Here is a 17,281-nt window from a genome sequence, read left to right as displayed (position 1 = left end):
CGTGCTCGACGTCAACTTCTTCGATGAGCTCCGCATCGGTCTCGCGACCGCGGACGACATCCGCCAGTGGTCCTTCGGCGAGGTCAAGAAGCCCGAGACCATCAACTACCGCACGCTCAAGCCGGAGAAGGACGGCTTGTTCTGCGAGAAGATCTTCGGTCCCACCCGGGACTGGGAGTGCTACTGCGGCAAGTACAAGCGCGTCCGGTTCAAGGGCATCATCTGCGAGCGCTGCGGCGTCGAGGTGACCCGCGCCAAGGTGCGCCGCGAGCGGATGGGCCACATCGAACTGGCCGCCCCGGTCACGCACATCTGGTACTTCAAGGGCGTCCCCAGCCGGTTGGGCTACCTGCTCGACCTGGCCCCCAAGGACCTCGAGAAGATCATCTACTTCGCCGCCTACGTCATCGTGGGTGTCAACGCGGAGCTGCGCCACAACGACCTGCCCACGCTCGAGAACGAGATGCAGGTCGAGCGCAAGCGCGTCGAGAACAAGCGCGACGCCGACGTCGAGGGCCGCGCGCAGAAGCTGGAAGCCGACCTGGCCGAGCTGGAGGCCGAGGGCGCCAAGTCCGACGTCCGCCGCAAGGTCAAGGAGGGCGGCGAGCGCGAGATGCGCCAGCTCCGCGACCGGGCGCAGCGCGAGCTGGACCGGCTCGACGAGATCTGGTCCACCTTCACCAAGCTGGAGCGCGCGCAGCTCATCGCGGACGAGATGCTCTACCGCGAGCTGTACGACCGCTACGGCGACTACTTCACCGGTGCCATGGGCGCCGAGGCCATCCAGAAGCTGCTCGGCGACTACGACGTGGACGCCGAGGCCGACGTCCTGCGCGAGACGATCCGCAGCGGCAAGGGCCAGAAGAAGCTGCGCGCCCTCAAGCGGTTGAAGGTCGTGGCCGCCTTCCAGGCGACCCGCAACAACCCGCAGGGCATGGTGCTGGACTGCGTCCCGGTCATCCCGCCGGACCTGCGCCCGATGGTGCAGCTCGACGGTGGCCGCTTCGCCACGTCCGACCTGAACGACCTGTACCGCCGGGTGATCAACCGGAACAACCGCCTCAAGCGGCTGATCGACCTCGGCGCGCCCGAGATCATCGTCAACAACGAGAAGCGGATGCTCCAGGAGGCCGTCGACGCGCTGTTCGACAACGGCCGCCGCGGTCGTCCGGTCACCGGTCCGGGCAACCGGCCGCTGAAGTCGCTGTCCGACCTGCTCAAGGGCAAGCAGGGCCGGTTCCGCCAGAACCTGCTCGGCAAGCGCGTCGACTACTCCGGCCGTTCGGTCATCGTGGTCGGCCCGCAGCTCAAGCTGCACCAGTGCGGTCTGCCCAAGCAGATGGCGCTGGAGCTGTTCAAGCCGTTCGTGATGAAGCGGCTGGTCGACCTCAACCACGCGCAGAACATCAAGTCCGCCAAGCGGATGGTCGAGCGCGCGCGCCCCGCCGTGTGGGACGTGCTGGAAGAGGTCATCACCGAGCACCCGGTGCTGCTCAACCGCGCACCCACGCTGCACCGCCTCGGCATCCAGGCCTTCGAGCCGCAGCTGGTCGAGGGCAAGGCCATCCAGCTGCACCCGCTGGTCTGCGAGGCGTTCAACGCCGACTTCGACGGTGACCAGATGGCGGTCCACCTGCCGCTGTCCGCCGAGGCGCAGGCCGAGGCGCGCGTGCTGATGCTGTCCTCGAACAACATCCTCTCGCCCGCGTCGGGCAAGCCGCTGGCCATGCCGCGGCTGGACATGGTGACCGGCCTGTACCACCTGACCCGGCACAAGGAAGGCGACATCGGCGAGGGTCTCGCCTACTCGTCGCCGGCCGAGGCGCTGATGGCGTTCGACCGCAAGGCCCTGGGCCTGCAGGCGATGGCCAAGATCCGGATCTCGGACAAGAACCCGCCCAAGGGCGAGGAGCCCGAGGGCTGGGAGCCCGGTCAGCCGTGGCTGGCCAAGACCACCCTCGGTCGGGTGCTGTTCAACGAGGTCCTGCCGCAGGACTACGCGTTCATCAACGAGGTCATGCCCAAGAAGCGGCAGGCCACGATCATCAACGACCTGGCCGAGCGGTACCCGATGGTCACCGTCGCCCGGACGCTGGACAAGCTCAAGGACGCCGGTTTCTACTGGGCCACCCGGTCCGGCGTGACGGTCGCGATCTCCGACGTGCTCGTGCCGGAGGCCAAGCAGGGCATCCTGGACGAGTACGAGAAGCTCGCCGACGCGGTGGAGAAGCGCTACCAGCGCGGTCAGCTCTCCTACATCGAGCGCAACAACGAGCTGGTCAAGGTTTGGACCAAGGCGACCGAGGAGGTCGCCGAGGTCATGGAGGCCAACTTCCCCGAGGACAACTCGATCAGGATGATCGTGAAGTCCGGGGCGGCGGGCAACATGACCCAGGTCCGCTCCCTGGCGGGTATGCGTGGCCTGGTCACCAACCCGAAGGGCGAGTACATCCCGCGTCCGATCAAGAACTCGTTCCGCGAGGGCTTGTCGGTGCTGGAGTACTTCATCGCCACCCACGGTGCCCGCAAGGGCCTCGCCGACACCGCGCTGCGCACCGCCGACTCGGGTTACCTGACCCGTCGTCTGGTGGACGTCTCGCAGGACGTCATCATCCGCGAGGTCGACTGCGGCACGACCCGCGGCGTGAACATGACGGTCGGCGAGAAGCTGGGCGACAAGGTCGGCCTGGCCGAGTTCGCGCAGACCTCCGTCTACGCGCGGACCATCGCCGAGGACATCACCGACGCCAACGGCAACACCGTGCTCAACCGCGGTGACGACCTGGGCGACCCGGCGCTGGCCACCCTCGTGGAGGCGGGCGTCACCCGGGTCAAGGTCCGCTCCGTGCTGACCTGCGAGTCCGCGGTCGGCGTGTGCGCGTCCTGCTACGGCCGCTCGATGGCGACCGGCCAGCTGGTCGACGTCGGCGAGGCGGTCGGCATCGTGGCCGCGCAGTCGATCGGTGAGCCCGGCACGCAGCTGACCATGCGCACGTTCCACCAGGGTGGTGTGGCCGGCGACGACATCACCACCGGTCTGCCCCGGGTGCAGGAGCTCTTCGAAGCCCGCGTGCCCAAGGGCAAGGCGCCCATCGCGGACGTCGACGGCCGCGTGCGGATCGAGGACGGCGACCGCTTCTGGAAGATCACCCTCATCCCGGACGACGGGTCCGAGGAGATCATCTTCGAGAAGCTGTCCAAGCGCCAGCGGCTGGCCAACACGGCCACCGGCCCGCTGCAGGACGGCGACCACGTGCACGTCGGCCAGCAGCTGCTGGAGGGCACGCCGGACCCGCACGAGGTCCTGCGCGTCATGGGTCCCCGCGAAGCCCAGCTGCACCTCGTCCAAGAGGTCCAGAAGGTCTACCGGGCCCAGGGCGTGGCCATCCACGACAAGCACATCGAGGTCATCGTCCGGCAGATGCTGCGCCGGGTGACGATCATCGACTCGGGTGCCACCGAGTTCCTGCCGGGCTCGCTCGTCGAGCGCGCGGAGTTCGAGAGCGGCAACCGCGCCGTCGTGGCGGAGGGTGGCGAGCCCGCCGCCGGCCGTCCCGTGCTGATGGGTATCACCAAGGCGTCGCTGGCCACCGACTCGTGGCTGTCGGCGGCGTCGTTCCAGGAGACCACCCGGGTGCTGACCGACGCGGCCATCAACGGCCGCTCGGACAAGCTCATCGGTCTCAAGGAGAACGTGATCATCGGTAAGCTGATCCCGGCCGGCACCGGCATCAACCGGTACCGCAACATCCAGGTTCAGCCGACCGAGGAAGCCCGCGCGGCGGCGTACGCCATCCCGTCCTACGACGACGGCTACTACACGCCGGACGTCTTCGGCACCGGGACCGGCGCTGCCGTTCCGCTGGACGACTACGACTTCGGCCGCGACTACCGCTGACCGCAGTCCCCTCAGAACGGCCCCCGGAGCCTTCCGCTCCGGGGGCCGTTCTTCTTTCTTCCGCACTGGGCCGCAGACCGACCACGGGCAAGGCACCGCGTCCGACTCCCGTGTGACCACCTACCCGGACGGGCTGATCGCGCGGTCGCCGGTGTTGCGGAGGCGGCTCCAACCCAGCCTCCGCCACGCCCCATCCCCGGCCGGGGGATACCGGCCGAGCTATAGCACTGCGTAGCTGTCGGTTACCTCTAGTAGCGGTCATGGCGCAAATTACAACCGGTGGGGTACTGCGCTGTGGCATTCAGGTGGCATGGCGTTGGGCCGCTTGCGAGTGATTCTCGGAAGTGGATAGCTTCCCCGTCAGGCGTGACCCTGTGCCGTCCGGCCGATCGCAGGCCGTGTCCGGGCACCTCCGCCGCCCCTTGCCCTCGACCTGATCGGCACCCACGAATGTTGCGTTCGCTGCTGCTCGCAGCCGTCTCGGCGCTCGCCGTCACGTCCTGCGCCGCCGCCCCGGATCCACCGCCCCGGCCCACGCCGGCCGCGGTCGACGTGCAGTCCTTCGAGACGCTGCCGGAAGCCACGACCTTCGCCAAGATCGACGCCCTGCCCCGGGACGACGGGACGTCGCCGACCGCGGGCCAGGTGCTGCGGCCGGACAAGGCCGTGCCCGTCTACGACCGGCCCGACGGGAAGGCCGTCGCCCGGCTGCCCGGCACCCAGCTCGGTTCACCCACCTGGGTACCCGAGATCGCCCGCCAGGACGGGTGGTCGCAGGTGCTGCTGCCGTCCCGCCCCAACCGCTCCAGCGGCTGGGTGTTCACCGGTTCCGGTGATTTCGAGCGCGCCGAGAACGACTTCCTGGTCACCGTCGACCTGGCCGCGTTCCGGCTGGAGGTGTCCGAGAAGGGCAAGCCGCTCTCGGCCTGGACGGTCGGCACCGGCAAGCCCGAGTACCCGACCCCGACCGGTCGGACCTACCTCCTGGCTTCGATCAAGGAGACGGTGACGACCTTCAGCCCGCACATCCTCCCGCTCGGTGCCCACTCCGAGAGCCACGAGACGTTCGGCGGCGGGCCTGGCACGGTCGCGCTGCACGGCTGGCCGGACGCCAGCCCGTTCGGCACCGCGACCAGCGACGGCTGCATCCGCGTACCCGACGACGCCCTCGACCTGCTGCTGACCCTCCCGCTGGGGACCGTGGTGATCGTCAAATGACCCAGAAAGGCACTGCCTTGTCCGGTAAGAAGATCCTGACCGTCCTCACCGCCGCCGCGCTGGCGCTGGTCACCTCCGGTGCGGCGGTCGCCGCCCCGGCGGCCTCCGGCGTGAGCTCCGCCTTCGCGCTGTCCGCCGTCGGCGCGCTCGCCGTCGAGCCGCAGGCGGCACTGGACAGCCGCAACGGCTTCCGGCAGACGTCCGCGTCGTCGACCCGGCTCCCGGACGCCACCGCGCCGGTCCTGTCCACCGGGGTCCTCAACTCCGAGGCGGACAAGGGCAGAGCACGGGCGAGCGTCGCGGACCTCGTGGCGCAGCTGGGACTGCTCAAGCTCCCCGGCGGCGTCAGCGCCGTGACCGCCGAGGCCGTCAGCGCGTCCTGCGTGGACGGCGAGGGCTCGGTGGTGCTCGCCGGCGCGAAGGCGGGCGCGGTGCCGCTACAGGTCCAGCCCCCGGCGAACACCGGGATCACCGTGCCCGGCGTGGCGTCCGTGGTGCTCAACAAGCAGACCCGGGCCGCCGACGGGACGCTCACCGTGGTGGGGATCGCGGTCGAGGTCGCCGGGTTGCAGAAGATCGACATCGCGTCCGCGACCTGCGCCAAGGTCGTCGGCCGGGCCGAGCCGACCACGACCGCACCGGCCGGCCCGACCGGCCCCGCCGGCGCGGTCACCACCGGCCCGGCCTCCTCCGCCGCCTCCGCCCCGGGCAAGGCACCGCGCCCGACCGCTGTGGAAGGCCACCTGGCCGTCACGGGCTGACCGTCCGACCGTGCGGCGGGGGCTTTTCCACCCCCGCCGCACCACCACGAACCGCCGTCAGCCGGAAACGGCCGAACCAGCCCCGGCTTCCGCACCCACGAGCCCTGCCACGCACCCGTGAGCCCGGCCCCGCATCCGGCAACCCGGCCAGGCATCCGACGCGCCCGGTCCACAGCCGGACCGGGCGTCGGGTCACGGCCTCCGGCGGGACTTCGCCAACGCGCGGGCCCTGGCCACGAGTTCGTCCACCAGGTCGGCGTCGGCCGCCGGGGGAGTGCCGTCCGCGCAGCACGGCGGCTTGGTGCGGCGCTCGTTGAGCCGGGGCCGGACGCCCGCCAGCTCGTACAGCGCGTCGTACAGGTTGCGGCCCGGGTCGTCCTCGTGCGTGCCGACCAGCAGCACCCAGGCCGTCGCCGGGTCCGGGAACGCCACGATCACCCGGTCCGTGCCGCGCAGGTGCTTCACGCACAGGCGGGGCAGCGGCTCCGGCCCGGTCACCCGGTAGCCGAGCGCGGCGCAGCCGCTGTGCGCGAGTTCGTCCAGGAAGCGGTCGTACGCCTGGCGGGCGGGGCCGCGCAGGTGGGCGGACTGGACGCCGGCCAGCGGCGTCTCCACGACGGTGATCAAGCTGAGCGGACTACCCGTCCTTCGCCCCGGCGCAACTGCGCCAGGCTCGTCGCCAGGTCCTCGCGGTCGAGCAGGGCCCGGTCGCTCAACCGGCGGTGCACCTCGTCCAGCAGGCCGCGGGTGCGGCCGGCCCGGCGCAGCTCCGCCACCAGGTGCAGCACCTCGTGCAGCCGCACGGTGTCCAGGAGCATCCTGGGTTCCCGGCTGTGGATCGCCAGCACGCCTTCCCGGGCCCACGCCTTGACCGTCTTCTCGGTCAGGTCGAGCAGTTCACCGGCCACCACGGGCCGGACCGGCGGGGCTTTGCGCAGCGCGCGCGCCACCACGCCGTCGAGCTTGTGCCGCCGTTCGTCGTCCTCCGACAGGCTGGAGGCGACCTCCTCGATCTCCTCGATCTGGTCGAAGAGATCCCGGATCAGCGCGGCCTCCGTCGCGACCGACATGGCGACCTCCCTCAGTCACTACCGAGTATCACCCAGTTTTTCGGTAGTCGCAACAGTCGGCGCGCCGGGACCGCACCACGGCGGCCGCGGCGGGGTCGGCGAAACCGGGCCCGGCCCTGCCGGGACCGGCTCGACGACCGACTCAAATCACGGACCGACGCACAGCGCGGACCGGATCAGATCGCGGGCCGGCTCAGGACGAGAAGAACAGCCCGCCGAGACCGCGGTGCTTGCGGTGGCCGTAACCGTGGCCGTAGTGCGGCTGCGCGCCCCAGCCCGGCTGCTGCACCGGCTGCACGTAGTGCACCTGGGCGGGAGCCGGCGCGACGGGCGGCGGGGGCGGCGGCGCGGCCATCTGGGTCTCCAACCGGGTGATGGCCTCCAGCTCGCCGTAGTCCAGGAAGACGCCGCGGCAGCCGTCGCACTGCTCGATGTGTACACCCATGCGGTCGAAGGTGCGCATGTTCGCATGACACTTGGGACACTGCATCGTGTGAGCCTCCTGCTCTCGGTGCGATACGCGCGATATTAGCCGCGCGGAATGGGTTCGTGTTCCGACACGATCCGAGCACAGGCGTCGAGCAGTGCCTCTTGTGCCTCGGTGAGCGGTTTGTCGTCGCGCTCCGCAGCCGAGAGCGCACGCGCTGCCATCTGCACCACCAGCGCCCGCGCCGGCACCTCCAGCCGGGCCCACGGGTCGGCGCGCTCGACGGCCGTCCCGCCGGCGTCGAGGTAGGCGTCCAGCAGGCGGCTCCACGACTCCGGGTCCAGCACGCCGGCGGCGAACAGCGCGGCGGGCCGGGCCAGGTCCCACGCCGGGTCGCCCAGCCCCAGATCGTCCACGTCGATCAGCCGCCAGCCGCCGTGCTCGACCAGCTGGCCGAGGTGCCAGTCGCCGTGGATGAGGGTGTCGCCGTCGGCGTCCCCGAGCACCGGCACGAGCGTGTCGAACGCCTGCCGCACCACCGCCGACCGGGGACCGGCCGGCAGGTCGTGCACCGCCCGCTCCATCCGGGGGCGCGCGCCGGCGGGCGGTACCGGCCCGGCGAAGTCCGCCCGCCCGAACCGGTGCAGGTCGGCCAGCAGCCGCCCGGCGGCCTCCAGCGGCAGCGCGTCGACGTCCTGCGGCACCGGAACGCCCAGCGGCCACGCCGTGACCACCCGCCCCAGCACCTCCGCCGGCGGACCGGCGGGTGCCAGCAGGAGTTCACCCAGACGTGGGTCGCCGGCAACCCGGAGCCGGGCGGCGAGCACCGCGCGGTCGGTGCCGCGCTCGTGGGCCTTCAGCACCACGTCGCCCACCCGCACCACCACGACGTCCCCGCGCACCGCGAGCACTTCGGCCGGTACGTCCGCCGCGACCAGCGCGGCCATGCCCGCGACGAGATCCGAGTTCACCCGATCAGTGTGCTCCCGCCCCACCGGCCCAGTACGCGCACGGCTCACCTGCCCCAGCACGCCCGGCTCGCCGGTCCGACATGCACGCGCGGCCCGCAGGTCCAAGCGTGCGCACAAATGGCCCGTCCGTTCACGCGCGGCTCACCCGTCCACACACGCGCGGCTCGCGGGTCCAATCGCGTGCACGGCTCACCGGTCGAGGCACACGGTTCGCGGGGGAGTGGCGTAGACGTGGGCCGGCCCGCCGTCGCAGCCGCCGCGGTCGGCCGTGTCGGCGACCCGGGTCACCCGCCGCACGTCGGCCTGGTCGCACGGCCACCTGTGGAACGCCGAAACACCCTGGTACTCAACGGGTTTGAGGCAGTCGCCGGGCGCCACGTCCAGCGCCAGGCAGAGGTCCCCGGCGGTCAGGTGGTCGCCCTCCGGGCACGGGCCGGACGACACCCGGTAGGTCGCCTCGGGCGCGCCGCAGTCGATCTTCCGCACCGCCATCGCGTTCGACGGTCCGCCGGAGGTGACCACGCAGTCGCCCGCCGCCGGGTTCGACGTCCGGCCGAGCACGAACACCACGCCCGCGCCGAGGACCAGCACCACCACCGAGGCGATCACCAGGACGGTCGCCACCTTGCGGCGGCGCAGCGGGTCGGGGCCGGGCGTGACGGGGTCCACGCGCACCAGTGTGACCGCCGCCCGGAACCGGGCCGGAGGTGGTCCCCGGCGGGGAATTCCGCGCAGGTCGACGGTGTTGGAAGGAAACGGCAGGTGAACCGCCGGGTACCCGCGCGGGTCCGGTCGGGTCGTGCGACCCCCCGTTTTGACCAGTGGGAACCGGCCGGGGTATCTTTGGTACTCGTGCCCGACCCATGTCGGGCCGCTCCGCGTGCCTACGCGCCAGTGGTGCTGGACAGCCGGCCGCGGTGACCTCCACTCGTAGGGGCATCCTGGGATGTTGCCTGCGGACCTGAGGTCTACGGGCGCGACACGCCCGACCTCGGGTGCAGAGAGGGACCAGGTAACCAGTGCTCGACGTCGGCAAGGCGGCGGGCACTCGAACGGAAGAAGCAGTCGGCGAATGCCAACGATCCAGCAGTTGGTCCGAAAGGGCCGGCAGGACAAGGTCGCGAAGCAGAAGACCGCGGCGCTCAAGGGCAGCCCGCAGCGGCGCGGTGTGTGCACCCGCGTCTACACGACCACGCCCAAGAAGCCCAACTCGGCGCTCCGCAAGGTCGCTCGCGTGAAGCTGACCAGCGGCATCGAGGTCACGGCCTACATCCCGGGTGAGGGTCACAACCTCCAGGAGCACTCGATGGTGCTCGTGCGCGGCGGTCGTGTGAAGGACCTCCCCGGCGTCCGGTACAAGATCATCCGCGGTTCCCTCGACACGCAGGGCGTGAAGAACCGCAAGCAGGCCCGTAGCCGTTACGGCGCGAAGAAGGAGAAGAGCTGATGCCCCGCAAGGGACCGGCCCCGAAGCGGCCGTTGATCACCGACCCGGTCTACAGCTCTCCGCTGGTGACGCAGCTCATCAACAAGGTGCTGGTCGACGGCAAGCGCTCCGTGGCCGAGCGGATCGTGTACCGCGCCCTCGAAGGCGCCCGCGACAAGAACGGCACCGACCCCGTGGTGACGCTCAAGCGCGCGCTCGACAACGTCAAGCCCGCCCTGGAGGTCAAGAGCCGCCGCGTCGGTGGTGCGACCTACCAGGTGCCGATCGAGGTCAAGCCCGGTCGCTCGACCACGCTGGCGCTGCGCTGGCTGATCACCTACTCCCGGCAGCGCCGCGAGAAGACCATGGTCGAGCGCCTGATGAACGAGCTGCTCGACGCGAGCAACGGCCTGGGCGCGAGCGTCAAGCGCCGCGAGGACACCCACAAGATGGCCGAGTCGAACAAGGCCTTCGCCCACTACCGCTGGTGATGTGACGCCCGGCGGGCGTCCGGAAGATCCACTTGCGAACCGCCCGCCGGGCTCTCCCGGCCCTAGTGAGCCTGCGAGCTCAAGACAGGGGAAACACCCGTGGCACAGGATGTGCTCACCGACCTGGCCAAGGTCCGCAACATCGGGATCATGGCCCACATCGACGCGGGCAAGACCACGACGACCGAGCGGATCCTGTTCTACACCGGGATCAGCTACAAGATCGGCGAGGTCCACGACGGCGCGGCCGTGATGGACTGGATGGAGCAGGAGCAGGAGCGCGGCATCACGATCACGTCGGCCGCGACGACCTGCTTCTGGAAGAACCACCAGATCAACATCATCGACACGCCCGGTCACGTGGACTTCACCGTCGAGGTGGAGCGCAACCTCCGCGTGCTCGACGGCGCGGTCGCGGTGTTCGACGGCAAGGAAGGTGTCGAGCCGCAGTCCGAGCAGGTCTGGCGGCAGGCCACCAAGTACGACGTCCCGCGCATCTGCTTCGTCAACAAGATGGACAAGCTGGGCGCCGACTTCTACTTCACCGTGCGCACCATCCAGGAGCGCCTGGGCGCGAAGCCGCTGCCGATCCAGATCCCGATCGGAGCGGAGAGCGACTTCATCGGCGTGGTCGACCTGGTCGAGATGCGCGCGCTGACCTGGCGCGGTGAGGTCCAGAAGGGTGAGGACTACACGGTCGAGGACATCCCGGCCGACCTCGTCGACAAGGCGCAGGAGTTCCGCGAGCAGCTGGTCGAGGCCGTCGCGGAGACCGACGACGCCCTGATGGAGCTCTACCTGGGCGGCGAAGAGCTGACCACGGAGCAGATCAAGACCGGCATCCGCGCGATCGTGAAGAACCGCAGCGCCTACCCGGTGCTGTGCGGTTCCGCGTTCAAGAACAAGGGCGTCCAGCCCATGCTCGACGCGGTCATCGACTACCTGCCGGCCCCGCTCGACCTCCCGCCGGTCGAGGGCACGCTGCAGGACGGCGAGACGCCGGCCTTCCGCAAGCCCTCCGTCGAGGAGCCGTTCGCGGCCCTGGCGTTCAAGATCGCGTCGCACCCGTTCTTCGGCAAGCTGACCTACATCCGGGTGTACTCGGGTCGGGTCGCGGCGAGCTCCCAGGTCATCAACTCGACCAAGGACCGCAAGGAGCGCATCGGGAAGATCTTCCAGATGCACGCCAACAAGGAGAACCCGGTCGACGAGGCCATCGCGGGCCACATCTACGCCGTGATCGGCCTGAAGGACACGACCACCGGTGAGACGCTCTGCGACCCCCAGCACCCCATCGTGCTGGAGTCGATGACGTTCCCGGAGCCGGTCATCCAGGTGGCGATCGAGCCGAAGACCAAGGCGGACCAGGAGAAGCTGGGCACCGCGATCCAGAAGCTGGCCGAGGAGGACCCGACGTTCCGGGTCAACCTCGACCAGGAGACGGGCCAGACCATCATCGCCGGCATGGGCGAGCTCCACCTGGACATCCTGGTGGACCGCATGCGCCGCGAGTTCAAGGTCGAGGCGAACATCGGCAAGCCCCAGGTCGCGTACCGGGAGACGATCCGCCGCAAGGTGGAGAAGTACTCCTACACGCACAAGAAGCAGACCGGTGGTTCCGGCCAGTTCGCCAAGGTCCTGATCGACCTGGAGCCGCTGGAGAAGAAGGAAGACGGCGCCCTCTACGAGTTCGTCAACGGGGTCACCGGTGGCCGCATCCCGCGGGAGTACATCCCGTCGGTCGACGCGGGCGCGCAGGACGCCATGCAGTACGGCGTGCTGGCCGGCTACCCGCTGGTGGGCGTGAAGCTGACGCTGCTCGACGGCGCCTACCACGAGGTCGACTCGTCGGAAATGGCCTTCAAGATCGCCGGTTCCATGGCGCTCAAGGAGGCCGCCCGCCAGGCGAGCCCGGCGATCCTCGAACCGCTGATGGCCGTCGAGGTCACCACGCCCGAGGACTACATGGGCGACGTGATCGGCGACCTGAACTCCCGCCGTGGCCAGATCCAGGCCATGGAGGAGCGCAGCGGTGCCCGTGTCGTGAAGGCACTGGTCCCGCTGTCGGAGATGTTCGGGTATGTCGGCGACCTGCGGTCCAGGACCCAGGGTCGCGCGAACTACTCGATGACCTTTGACTCCTACGCCGAGGTTCCCGCGAACGTCGCCAAGGAGATCATCGCGAAGGCGACGGGCGAGTAACCCCAACCGGAGCACCGCAGCACCACGCGGGCTCTCCGGGGTCTCGTCCCTGGGGTCCGCACAACCCTTGACGTGACGCCCGGCGGGTGGCAACTCACCCGTCGGGCTAAGCAATAGAAGTCCAGGAGGACAATCCAGTGGCGAAGGCGAAGTTCGAGCGGACGAAGCCGCACGTCAACATCGGCACCATCGGTCACATCGACCATGGCAAGACGACGCTGACCGCAGCGATCTCCAAGGTCCTGCACGACGAGTTCCCGGACCTGAACCCCTTCACGCCGTTCGACCAGATCGACAAGGCGCCGGAGGAGAAGCAGCGCGGTATCACGATCTCGATCGCGCACATCGAGTACCAGACCGCGAACCGGCACTACGCGCACGTCGACTGCCCCGGTCACGCCGACTACATCAAGAACATGATCACCGGTGCGGCGCAGATGGACGGCGCCATCCTGGTGGTCGCGGCGACCGACGGCCCGATGCCGCAGACCAAGGAGCACGTGCTCCTGGCCCGCCAGGTCGGCGTGCCCTACATCGTGGTGGCCCTGAACAAGGCCGACATGGTGGACGACGAGGAGATCCTGGAGCTCGTCGAGCTCGAGGTCCGCGAGCTGCTCTCCGAGTACGAGTTCCCGGGCGACGACCTGCCGGTCGTGCGCGTCTCGGCGCTGAAGGCGCTCGAGGGCGACGCCGAGTGGGGCAAGGCGCTCCTCGGCCTGATGGCCGCCGTGGACGAGAACATCCCGGAGCCCGAGCGCGAGGTCGACCGGCCGTTCCTGATGCCGGTCGAGGACGTGTTCACGATCACCGGCCGCGGCACCGTGGTCACCGGTCGTATCGAGCGCGGCATCGTCAAGGTCAACGAAGAGGTCGAGATCGTCGGCATCAAGGAGACCTCGAAGAAGACCACGGTCACCTCGATCGAGATGTTCAAGAAGTTCCTCGACGAGGGCCAGGCCGGCGACAACGCCGCCCTGCTGCTGCGTGGCGTGAAGCGCGAGGAGGTGGAGCGCGGCATGGTCATCGTGAAGCCGGGCACCACGACCCCGCACACCGAGTTCGACGCGCAGGTCTACATCCTGTCGAAGGACGAGGGCGGCCGCCACACGCCGTTCTTCAACAACTACCGCCCGCAGTTCTACTTCCGCACCACCGACGTGACCGGCGTCGTGACCCTCCCCGAGGGCACCGAGATGGTCATGCCGGGCGACACCACGACCATGGCCGTGAAGCTGATCCAGCCGATCGCCATGGACGAGGGCCTGCGGTTCGCCATCCGCGAGGGTGGCCGCACGGTCGGCGCGGGCTCGGTCACCAAGATCCTCAAGTGACCTCGCTCTAGTTTCTCGACCCCCGATTTGGTCTGCGCACCCCGGTGTGCGACCATTGACGGGTTGCTCGTCACGGGGCGGCCGGTTCCATCGGAACCCGGCCGCTCCGTCACGAGGGGATCGAACAGCACGACAAATCCCACAAGGTTTCATCAGTGGGACCGGTCTGTGGCCAAGGGCGCGACACGCCCGACCGCGTGGACCGGGCACCGTGACACCGCTGAGGTGTCAGTCCTGAATAGGGGGCGGTACGCGCCGGAGGCTTCGCGGCCTCATTCCGGTTGCCCGCACCGCAGCGGTATCGAGAAGCAGAGGAACGGCAAGCCATCATGGCGGGACAGAAGATCCGCATCCGGCTCAAGGCCTACGACCACGAGGCGATCGACGCGTCTGCGCGCAAGATCGTCGAGACCGTGACGCGCACCGGCGCTCGGGTCGTCGGGCCTGTGCCGCTGCCCACTGAGAAGAACGTCTACTGCGTCATCCGCTCGCCGCACAAGTACAAGGACTCGCGCGAGCACTTCGAGATGCGCACGCACAAGCGTCTGATCGACATCCTCGACCCGACGCCGAAGACGGTGGACGCGCTCATGCGCATCGACCTGCCGGCGAGCGTCGACGTCAACATCCAGTAAGCGTTGGACGCGGAGAGTAACGAGACCAATGTCTGACAGGCAGGTTAAGGGCCTCCTGGGCACCAAGCTCGGAATGACTCAGGTCTTCGACGAGAACAACCGGATCGTGCCGGTCACCGTCGTCAAGGCAGAGCCGAACGTGGTCACCCAGATCCGGACCCAGGAGAACGACGGCTACTCGGCCGTGCAGTTGGCCTTCGGCGCGATCGACCCGCGCAAGGTCAAGAAGCCCGTCGCGGGCCACTACGCCAAGGCGGGCGTCACGCCCCGCCGGCAGTTGGCGGAGCTGCGCACCACGGACGCGTCCGAGTACCAGGTCGGCCAGGAAATCACCGCCGAGGTCTTCGAGGCCGGCGTGGTGGTCGACGTGGTCGGCACGAGCAAGGGCAAGGGCACCGCTGGTGTCATGAAGCGGCACGGCTTCCACGGCCTGGGCGCGAGCCACGGCACGCAGCGCAAGCACCGCTCGCCCGGCTCCATCGGTGGCTGCGCCACGCCCGGCCGCGTGTTCAAGGGCCTGCGCATGGCGGGCCGCATGGGCCACGTGCGCGTGACCACCCAGAACTTGAAGGTGCACCGGGTCGACGTCGAGTCGGGCCTGCTGCTCATCAAGGGCGCGGTGCCCGGTCCCAAGGGCGGCACCGTGTTCGTCAAGACCGCTGCGAAGGGTGGTGCCTGATCATGACGTCCGTTGAGGTCCGCACCCCGGACGGCAAGACCGACGGCAACGTCGAGCTGCCCCCGTCCGTCTTCGACGCGCAGGCGAACGTGGCCCTGCTGCACCAGGTCGTCGTGGCCCAGTTGGCCGCGGCCCGCCAGGGCACGCACTCCACGAAGACCCGCGGCGAGGTGTCCGGCGGTGGCAAGAAGCCGTATCGGCAGAAGGGCACCGGCCGGGCCCGCCAGGGTTCGACCCGCGCGCCCCAGTTCGCCGGTGGTGGCGTCGTGCACGGCCCCCAGCCGCGCGACTACAGCCAGCGCACCCCCAAGAAGATGAAGGCCGCCGCCCTGCGCGGTGCCCTCTCCGACCGGGCGCGCGCCGGCCAGGTCCACGTGGTGAGCGGCTTCGTCTCGGGTGACACCCCGTCGACGAAGACCGCCCGCAAGGTCCTGGAGTCGGTGACCGAGGCCCGTCGGGTGCTGGTCGTGCTGCTGCGCACCGAGGAAGTGTCGTGGGTCAGCCTGCGCAACCTCACGCACGTGCACATCATCGCCCCGGACCAGCTGAACACCTACGACGTGCTCGTCAACGACGACGTGGTGTTCACCAAGGACGCTCTGGACGTGTTCCTGGCGAGCAAGGCCCAGCAGGGCAAGGGCTCGGCCGAGGCGGTCGCCGGTTCGTCCGAAGTGGAGGACGAGAAGTGATCCCCGACCACAGGGACATCCTGCTCGCGCCGGTCATCTCCGAGAAGTCCTACGGGCTCCTGGAGGAGAACAAGTACACCTTCGTGGTGGCCCCCGGCTCGAACAAGACCCAGATCAAGATTGCCGTGGAGAAGGTCTTCGGCGTCAAGGTCGTCAGCGTCAACACGATCAACCGCCAGGGCAAGCGCAAGCGCACCCGGACGGGCTTCGGCAAGCGCAAGGACACCAAGCGCGCCATCGTGACGCTGTCCGCCGAGAGCAAGCCGATCGAGATCTTCGGCGGCCCGGCCGCCTGATGACGACGAGGACTGCGTAGAGATGGGCATTCGCAAGTACAAGCCGACGACCCCCGGTCGTCGCGGTGCGAGCGTCTCCGACTTCGCCGAGATCACTCGGACGACGCCGGAGAAGTCGCTGGTCCGCCCGCTGCACGGCCGTGGTGGCCGCAACGCGTCGGGCAAGATCACGACGCGGCACAAGGGTGGCGGCCACAAGCGGGCCTACCGCCTGATCGACTTCCGCCGCACGGACAAGGACGGCATCCCGGCCAAGGTCGCTCACATCGAGTACGACCCCAACCGGACCGCCCGCATCGCGCTGCTGCACTACGTCGACGGCGAGAAGCGCTACATCATCGCCCCGGCCAAGCTCCAGCAGGGTGACCGGATCGAGAACGGCCCCAAGGCCGACATCAAGCCGGGCAACAACCTGCCGCTGCGCAACATCCCGGTCGGCACGGTGATCCACGCGATCGAGCTCCGCCCCGGCGGCGGCGCGAAGATCGCGCGGTCGGCCGGCGCCAGCGTGCAGCTCGTGGCCAAGGACGGCCCGTACGCCCAGCTGCGGATGCCCTCGGGCGAGATCCGCAACGTGGACGTGCGCTGCCGCGCCACGGTCGGCGAGGTCGGCAACGCCGAGCACCAGAACATCAACTGGGGCAAGGCCGGCCGGATGCGCTGGAAGGGCCGCAAGCCCACCGTCCGCGGTGTGGCCATGAACCCGGTCGACCACCCGCACGGTGGTGGTGAGGGCAAGACCTCCGGTGGTCGCCACCCGGTGAACCCGGCAGGTAAGCCGGAAGGCCGTACTCGCCGCCGCAAGAAGCCAAGCGACAAGCTCATCGTCCGGCGTCGTCGCACCGGTAAGAAGCGCTGAGCAGGGAGGGAGTGAAGGATGCCTCGGAGCCTTAAGAAGGGCCCCTTCGTGGACGACCACCTGCTCAAGAAGGTGGACGTGCTCAACGAGTCGGGCAAGAAGACCGTGATCAAGACCTGGTCCCGCCGGTCGACGATCATCCCCGACATGCTGGGCCACACGATCGCGGTGCACGACGGCCGCAAGCACGTGCCGGTGTTCGTGACGGAGGCGATGGTCGGGCACAAGCTCGGCGAGTTCGCGCCGACCCGCACGTTCAAGGGCCACATCAAGGACGACCGGAAGTCGCGCCGCCGCTAGGGCGACGAACTAGAGGAAGAGCAAGGGG

Annotated in this window: 18 protein-coding genes; 13 read left to right on the top strand and 5 right to left on the bottom strand. The window is 69.4% G+C overall.

Translation table 11 applies throughout. The annotated features are described in order from the left end of the window. The first annotated feature begins 1 nt into the window (after position 1). The 3 genes from BN6_RS38470 (at position 2) to BN6_RS38460 (ending at position 5,877) form a co-directional block, all read left to right on the top strand. Entirely contained in the window at positions 2 to 3,898 is a 3,897-nt protein-coding gene (locus BN6_RS38470) for a DNA-directed RNA polymerase subunit beta' (RefSeq protein WP_015105276.1), read from the top strand. 450 nt (positions 3,899 to 4,348) lie between these two features. Continuing rightward, positions 4,349 to 5,116, top strand: a complete 768-nt coding sequence (locus tag BN6_RS38465; RefSeq protein WP_051075887.1) for a L,D-transpeptidase — start codon at positions 4,349 to 4,351, stop codon at positions 5,114 to 5,116. After that, the gene (locus BN6_RS38460; protein WP_015105274.1) at positions 5,113 to 5,877 is read left to right on the top strand and encodes a choice-of-anchor P family protein; all 765 of its coding nucleotides are present in this window, start codon (positions 5,113 to 5,115) and stop codon (positions 5,875 to 5,877) included. Before BN6_RS38465 ends, BN6_RS38460 begins: the two co-directional genes overlap by 4 nt. A 192-nt stretch (positions 5,878 to 6,069) precedes the next feature. Here the strand turns inward: BN6_RS38460 and BN6_RS38455 are convergent, their stop codons facing one another. The 5 genes from BN6_RS38455 to BN6_RS38435 form a co-directional block, all read right to left on the bottom strand. Then, positions 6,070 to 6,504, bottom strand: coding sequence for a hypothetical protein (locus tag BN6_RS38455; protein ID WP_015105273.1), 435 nt, complete (start codon positions 6,502 to 6,504; stop codon positions 6,070 to 6,072). Further along, positions 6,501 to 6,947 (bottom strand): hypothetical protein, encoded by a 447-nt coding sequence (locus BN6_RS38450; protein WP_015105272.1) that lies wholly within the window; start codon positions 6,945 to 6,947, stop codon positions 6,501 to 6,503. The genes BN6_RS38455 and BN6_RS38450 overlap by 4 nt, the downstream gene beginning before the upstream one ends. A gap of 193 nt (positions 6,948 to 7,140) precedes the next feature. Beyond that, entirely contained in the window at positions 7,141 to 7,437 is a 297-nt protein-coding gene (locus BN6_RS38445; protein ID WP_015105271.1) for a TFIIB-type zinc ribbon-containing protein, read from the bottom strand. 38 nt (positions 7,438 to 7,475) lie between these two features. Then, on the bottom strand, positions 7,476 to 8,345 hold the full coding sequence (locus BN6_RS38440) for an aminoglycoside phosphotransferase family protein (protein ID WP_015105270.1): 870 nt from the start codon (positions 8,343 to 8,345) through the stop codon (positions 7,476 to 7,478). Between the two features lie 189 nt (positions 8,346 to 8,534). Further along, a complete protein-coding gene (locus tag BN6_RS38435; RefSeq protein WP_148303171.1) occupies positions 8,535 to 9,014 on the bottom strand; it encodes an LppU/SCO3897 family protein in 480 nt (159 codons plus the stop codon). A gap of 403 nt (positions 9,015 to 9,417) precedes the next feature. On the opposite strand from BN6_RS38435, the gene rpsL reads away from it, so the two are divergent. From rpsL to rpsS, 10 genes are all read left to right on the top strand, one after another. Next, the gene (rpsL, locus tag BN6_RS38430; RefSeq protein ID WP_030473471.1) at positions 9,418 to 9,792 is read left to right on the top strand and encodes a 30S ribosomal protein S12; all 375 of its coding nucleotides are present in this window, start codon (positions 9,418 to 9,420) and stop codon (positions 9,790 to 9,792) included. Continuing rightward, positions 9,792 to 10,262 (top strand): 30S ribosomal protein S7, encoded by a 471-nt coding sequence (gene rpsG / locus BN6_RS38425; protein ID WP_015105267.1) that lies wholly within the window; start codon positions 9,792 to 9,794, stop codon positions 10,260 to 10,262. The genes rpsL and rpsG overlap by 1 nt, the downstream gene beginning before the upstream one ends. Before the next feature lie 99 nt (positions 10,263 to 10,361). Further along, positions 10,362 to 12,464, top strand: a complete 2,103-nt coding sequence (fusA, locus tag BN6_RS38420) for an elongation factor G (RefSeq protein ID WP_015105266.1) — start codon at positions 10,362 to 10,364, stop codon at positions 12,462 to 12,464. Between the two features lie 137 nt (positions 12,465 to 12,601). Next, positions 12,602 to 13,795: an elongation factor Tu gene (gene tuf, locus BN6_RS38415; protein WP_015105265.1), complete on the top strand. Its 1,194-nt coding sequence runs from the start codon at positions 12,602 to 12,604 to the stop codon at positions 13,793 to 13,795. Positions 13,796 to 14,124: 329 nt separating this feature from the next. Further along, entirely contained in the window at positions 14,125 to 14,430 is a 306-nt protein-coding gene (gene rpsJ, locus BN6_RS38410) for a 30S ribosomal protein S10 (protein ID WP_003938093.1), read from the top strand. Between the two features lie 28 nt (positions 14,431 to 14,458). After that, complete coding sequence (gene rplC, locus BN6_RS38405) at positions 14,459 to 15,109, top strand: 50S ribosomal protein L3 (protein WP_015105264.1); 651 nt, start codon at positions 14,459 to 14,461, stop codon at positions 15,107 to 15,109. Positions 15,110 to 15,111: 2 nt separating this feature from the next. Continuing rightward, positions 15,112 to 15,798: a 50S ribosomal protein L4 gene (rplD, locus tag BN6_RS38400; RefSeq protein ID WP_015105263.1), complete on the top strand. Its 687-nt coding sequence runs from the start codon at positions 15,112 to 15,114 to the stop codon at positions 15,796 to 15,798. Beyond that, positions 15,795 to 16,094, top strand: coding sequence for a 50S ribosomal protein L23 (gene rplW, locus BN6_RS38395; RefSeq protein ID WP_015105262.1), 300 nt, complete (start codon positions 15,795 to 15,797; stop codon positions 16,092 to 16,094). Before rplD ends, rplW begins: the two co-directional genes overlap by 4 nt. Before the next feature lie 22 nt (positions 16,095 to 16,116). Continuing rightward, positions 16,117 to 16,953 carry a 50S ribosomal protein L2 gene (gene rplB, locus BN6_RS38390; protein ID WP_015105261.1) on the top strand — a complete coding sequence of 279 codons (837 nt, stop codon included), beginning with the start codon at positions 16,117 to 16,119 and terminating at the stop codon, positions 16,951 to 16,953. 18 nt (positions 16,954 to 16,971) lie between these two features. Next, complete coding sequence (rpsS, locus tag BN6_RS38385; protein ID WP_015105260.1) at positions 16,972 to 17,253, top strand: 30S ribosomal protein S19; 282 nt, start codon at positions 16,972 to 16,974, stop codon at positions 17,251 to 17,253. Positions 17,254 to 17,281 lie beyond the last annotated feature (28 nt).

It is taken from the genome of Saccharothrix espanaensis DSM 44229 (genome assembly GCF_000328705.1).
Classification (GTDB): domain Bacteria; phylum Actinomycetota; class Actinomycetes; order Mycobacteriales; family Pseudonocardiaceae; genus Actinosynnema; species Actinosynnema espanaense.
The sequence above is the reverse complement of the archived record's forward strand: the minus strand, read 5'-3'. Positions and strand labels throughout refer to the sequence as shown.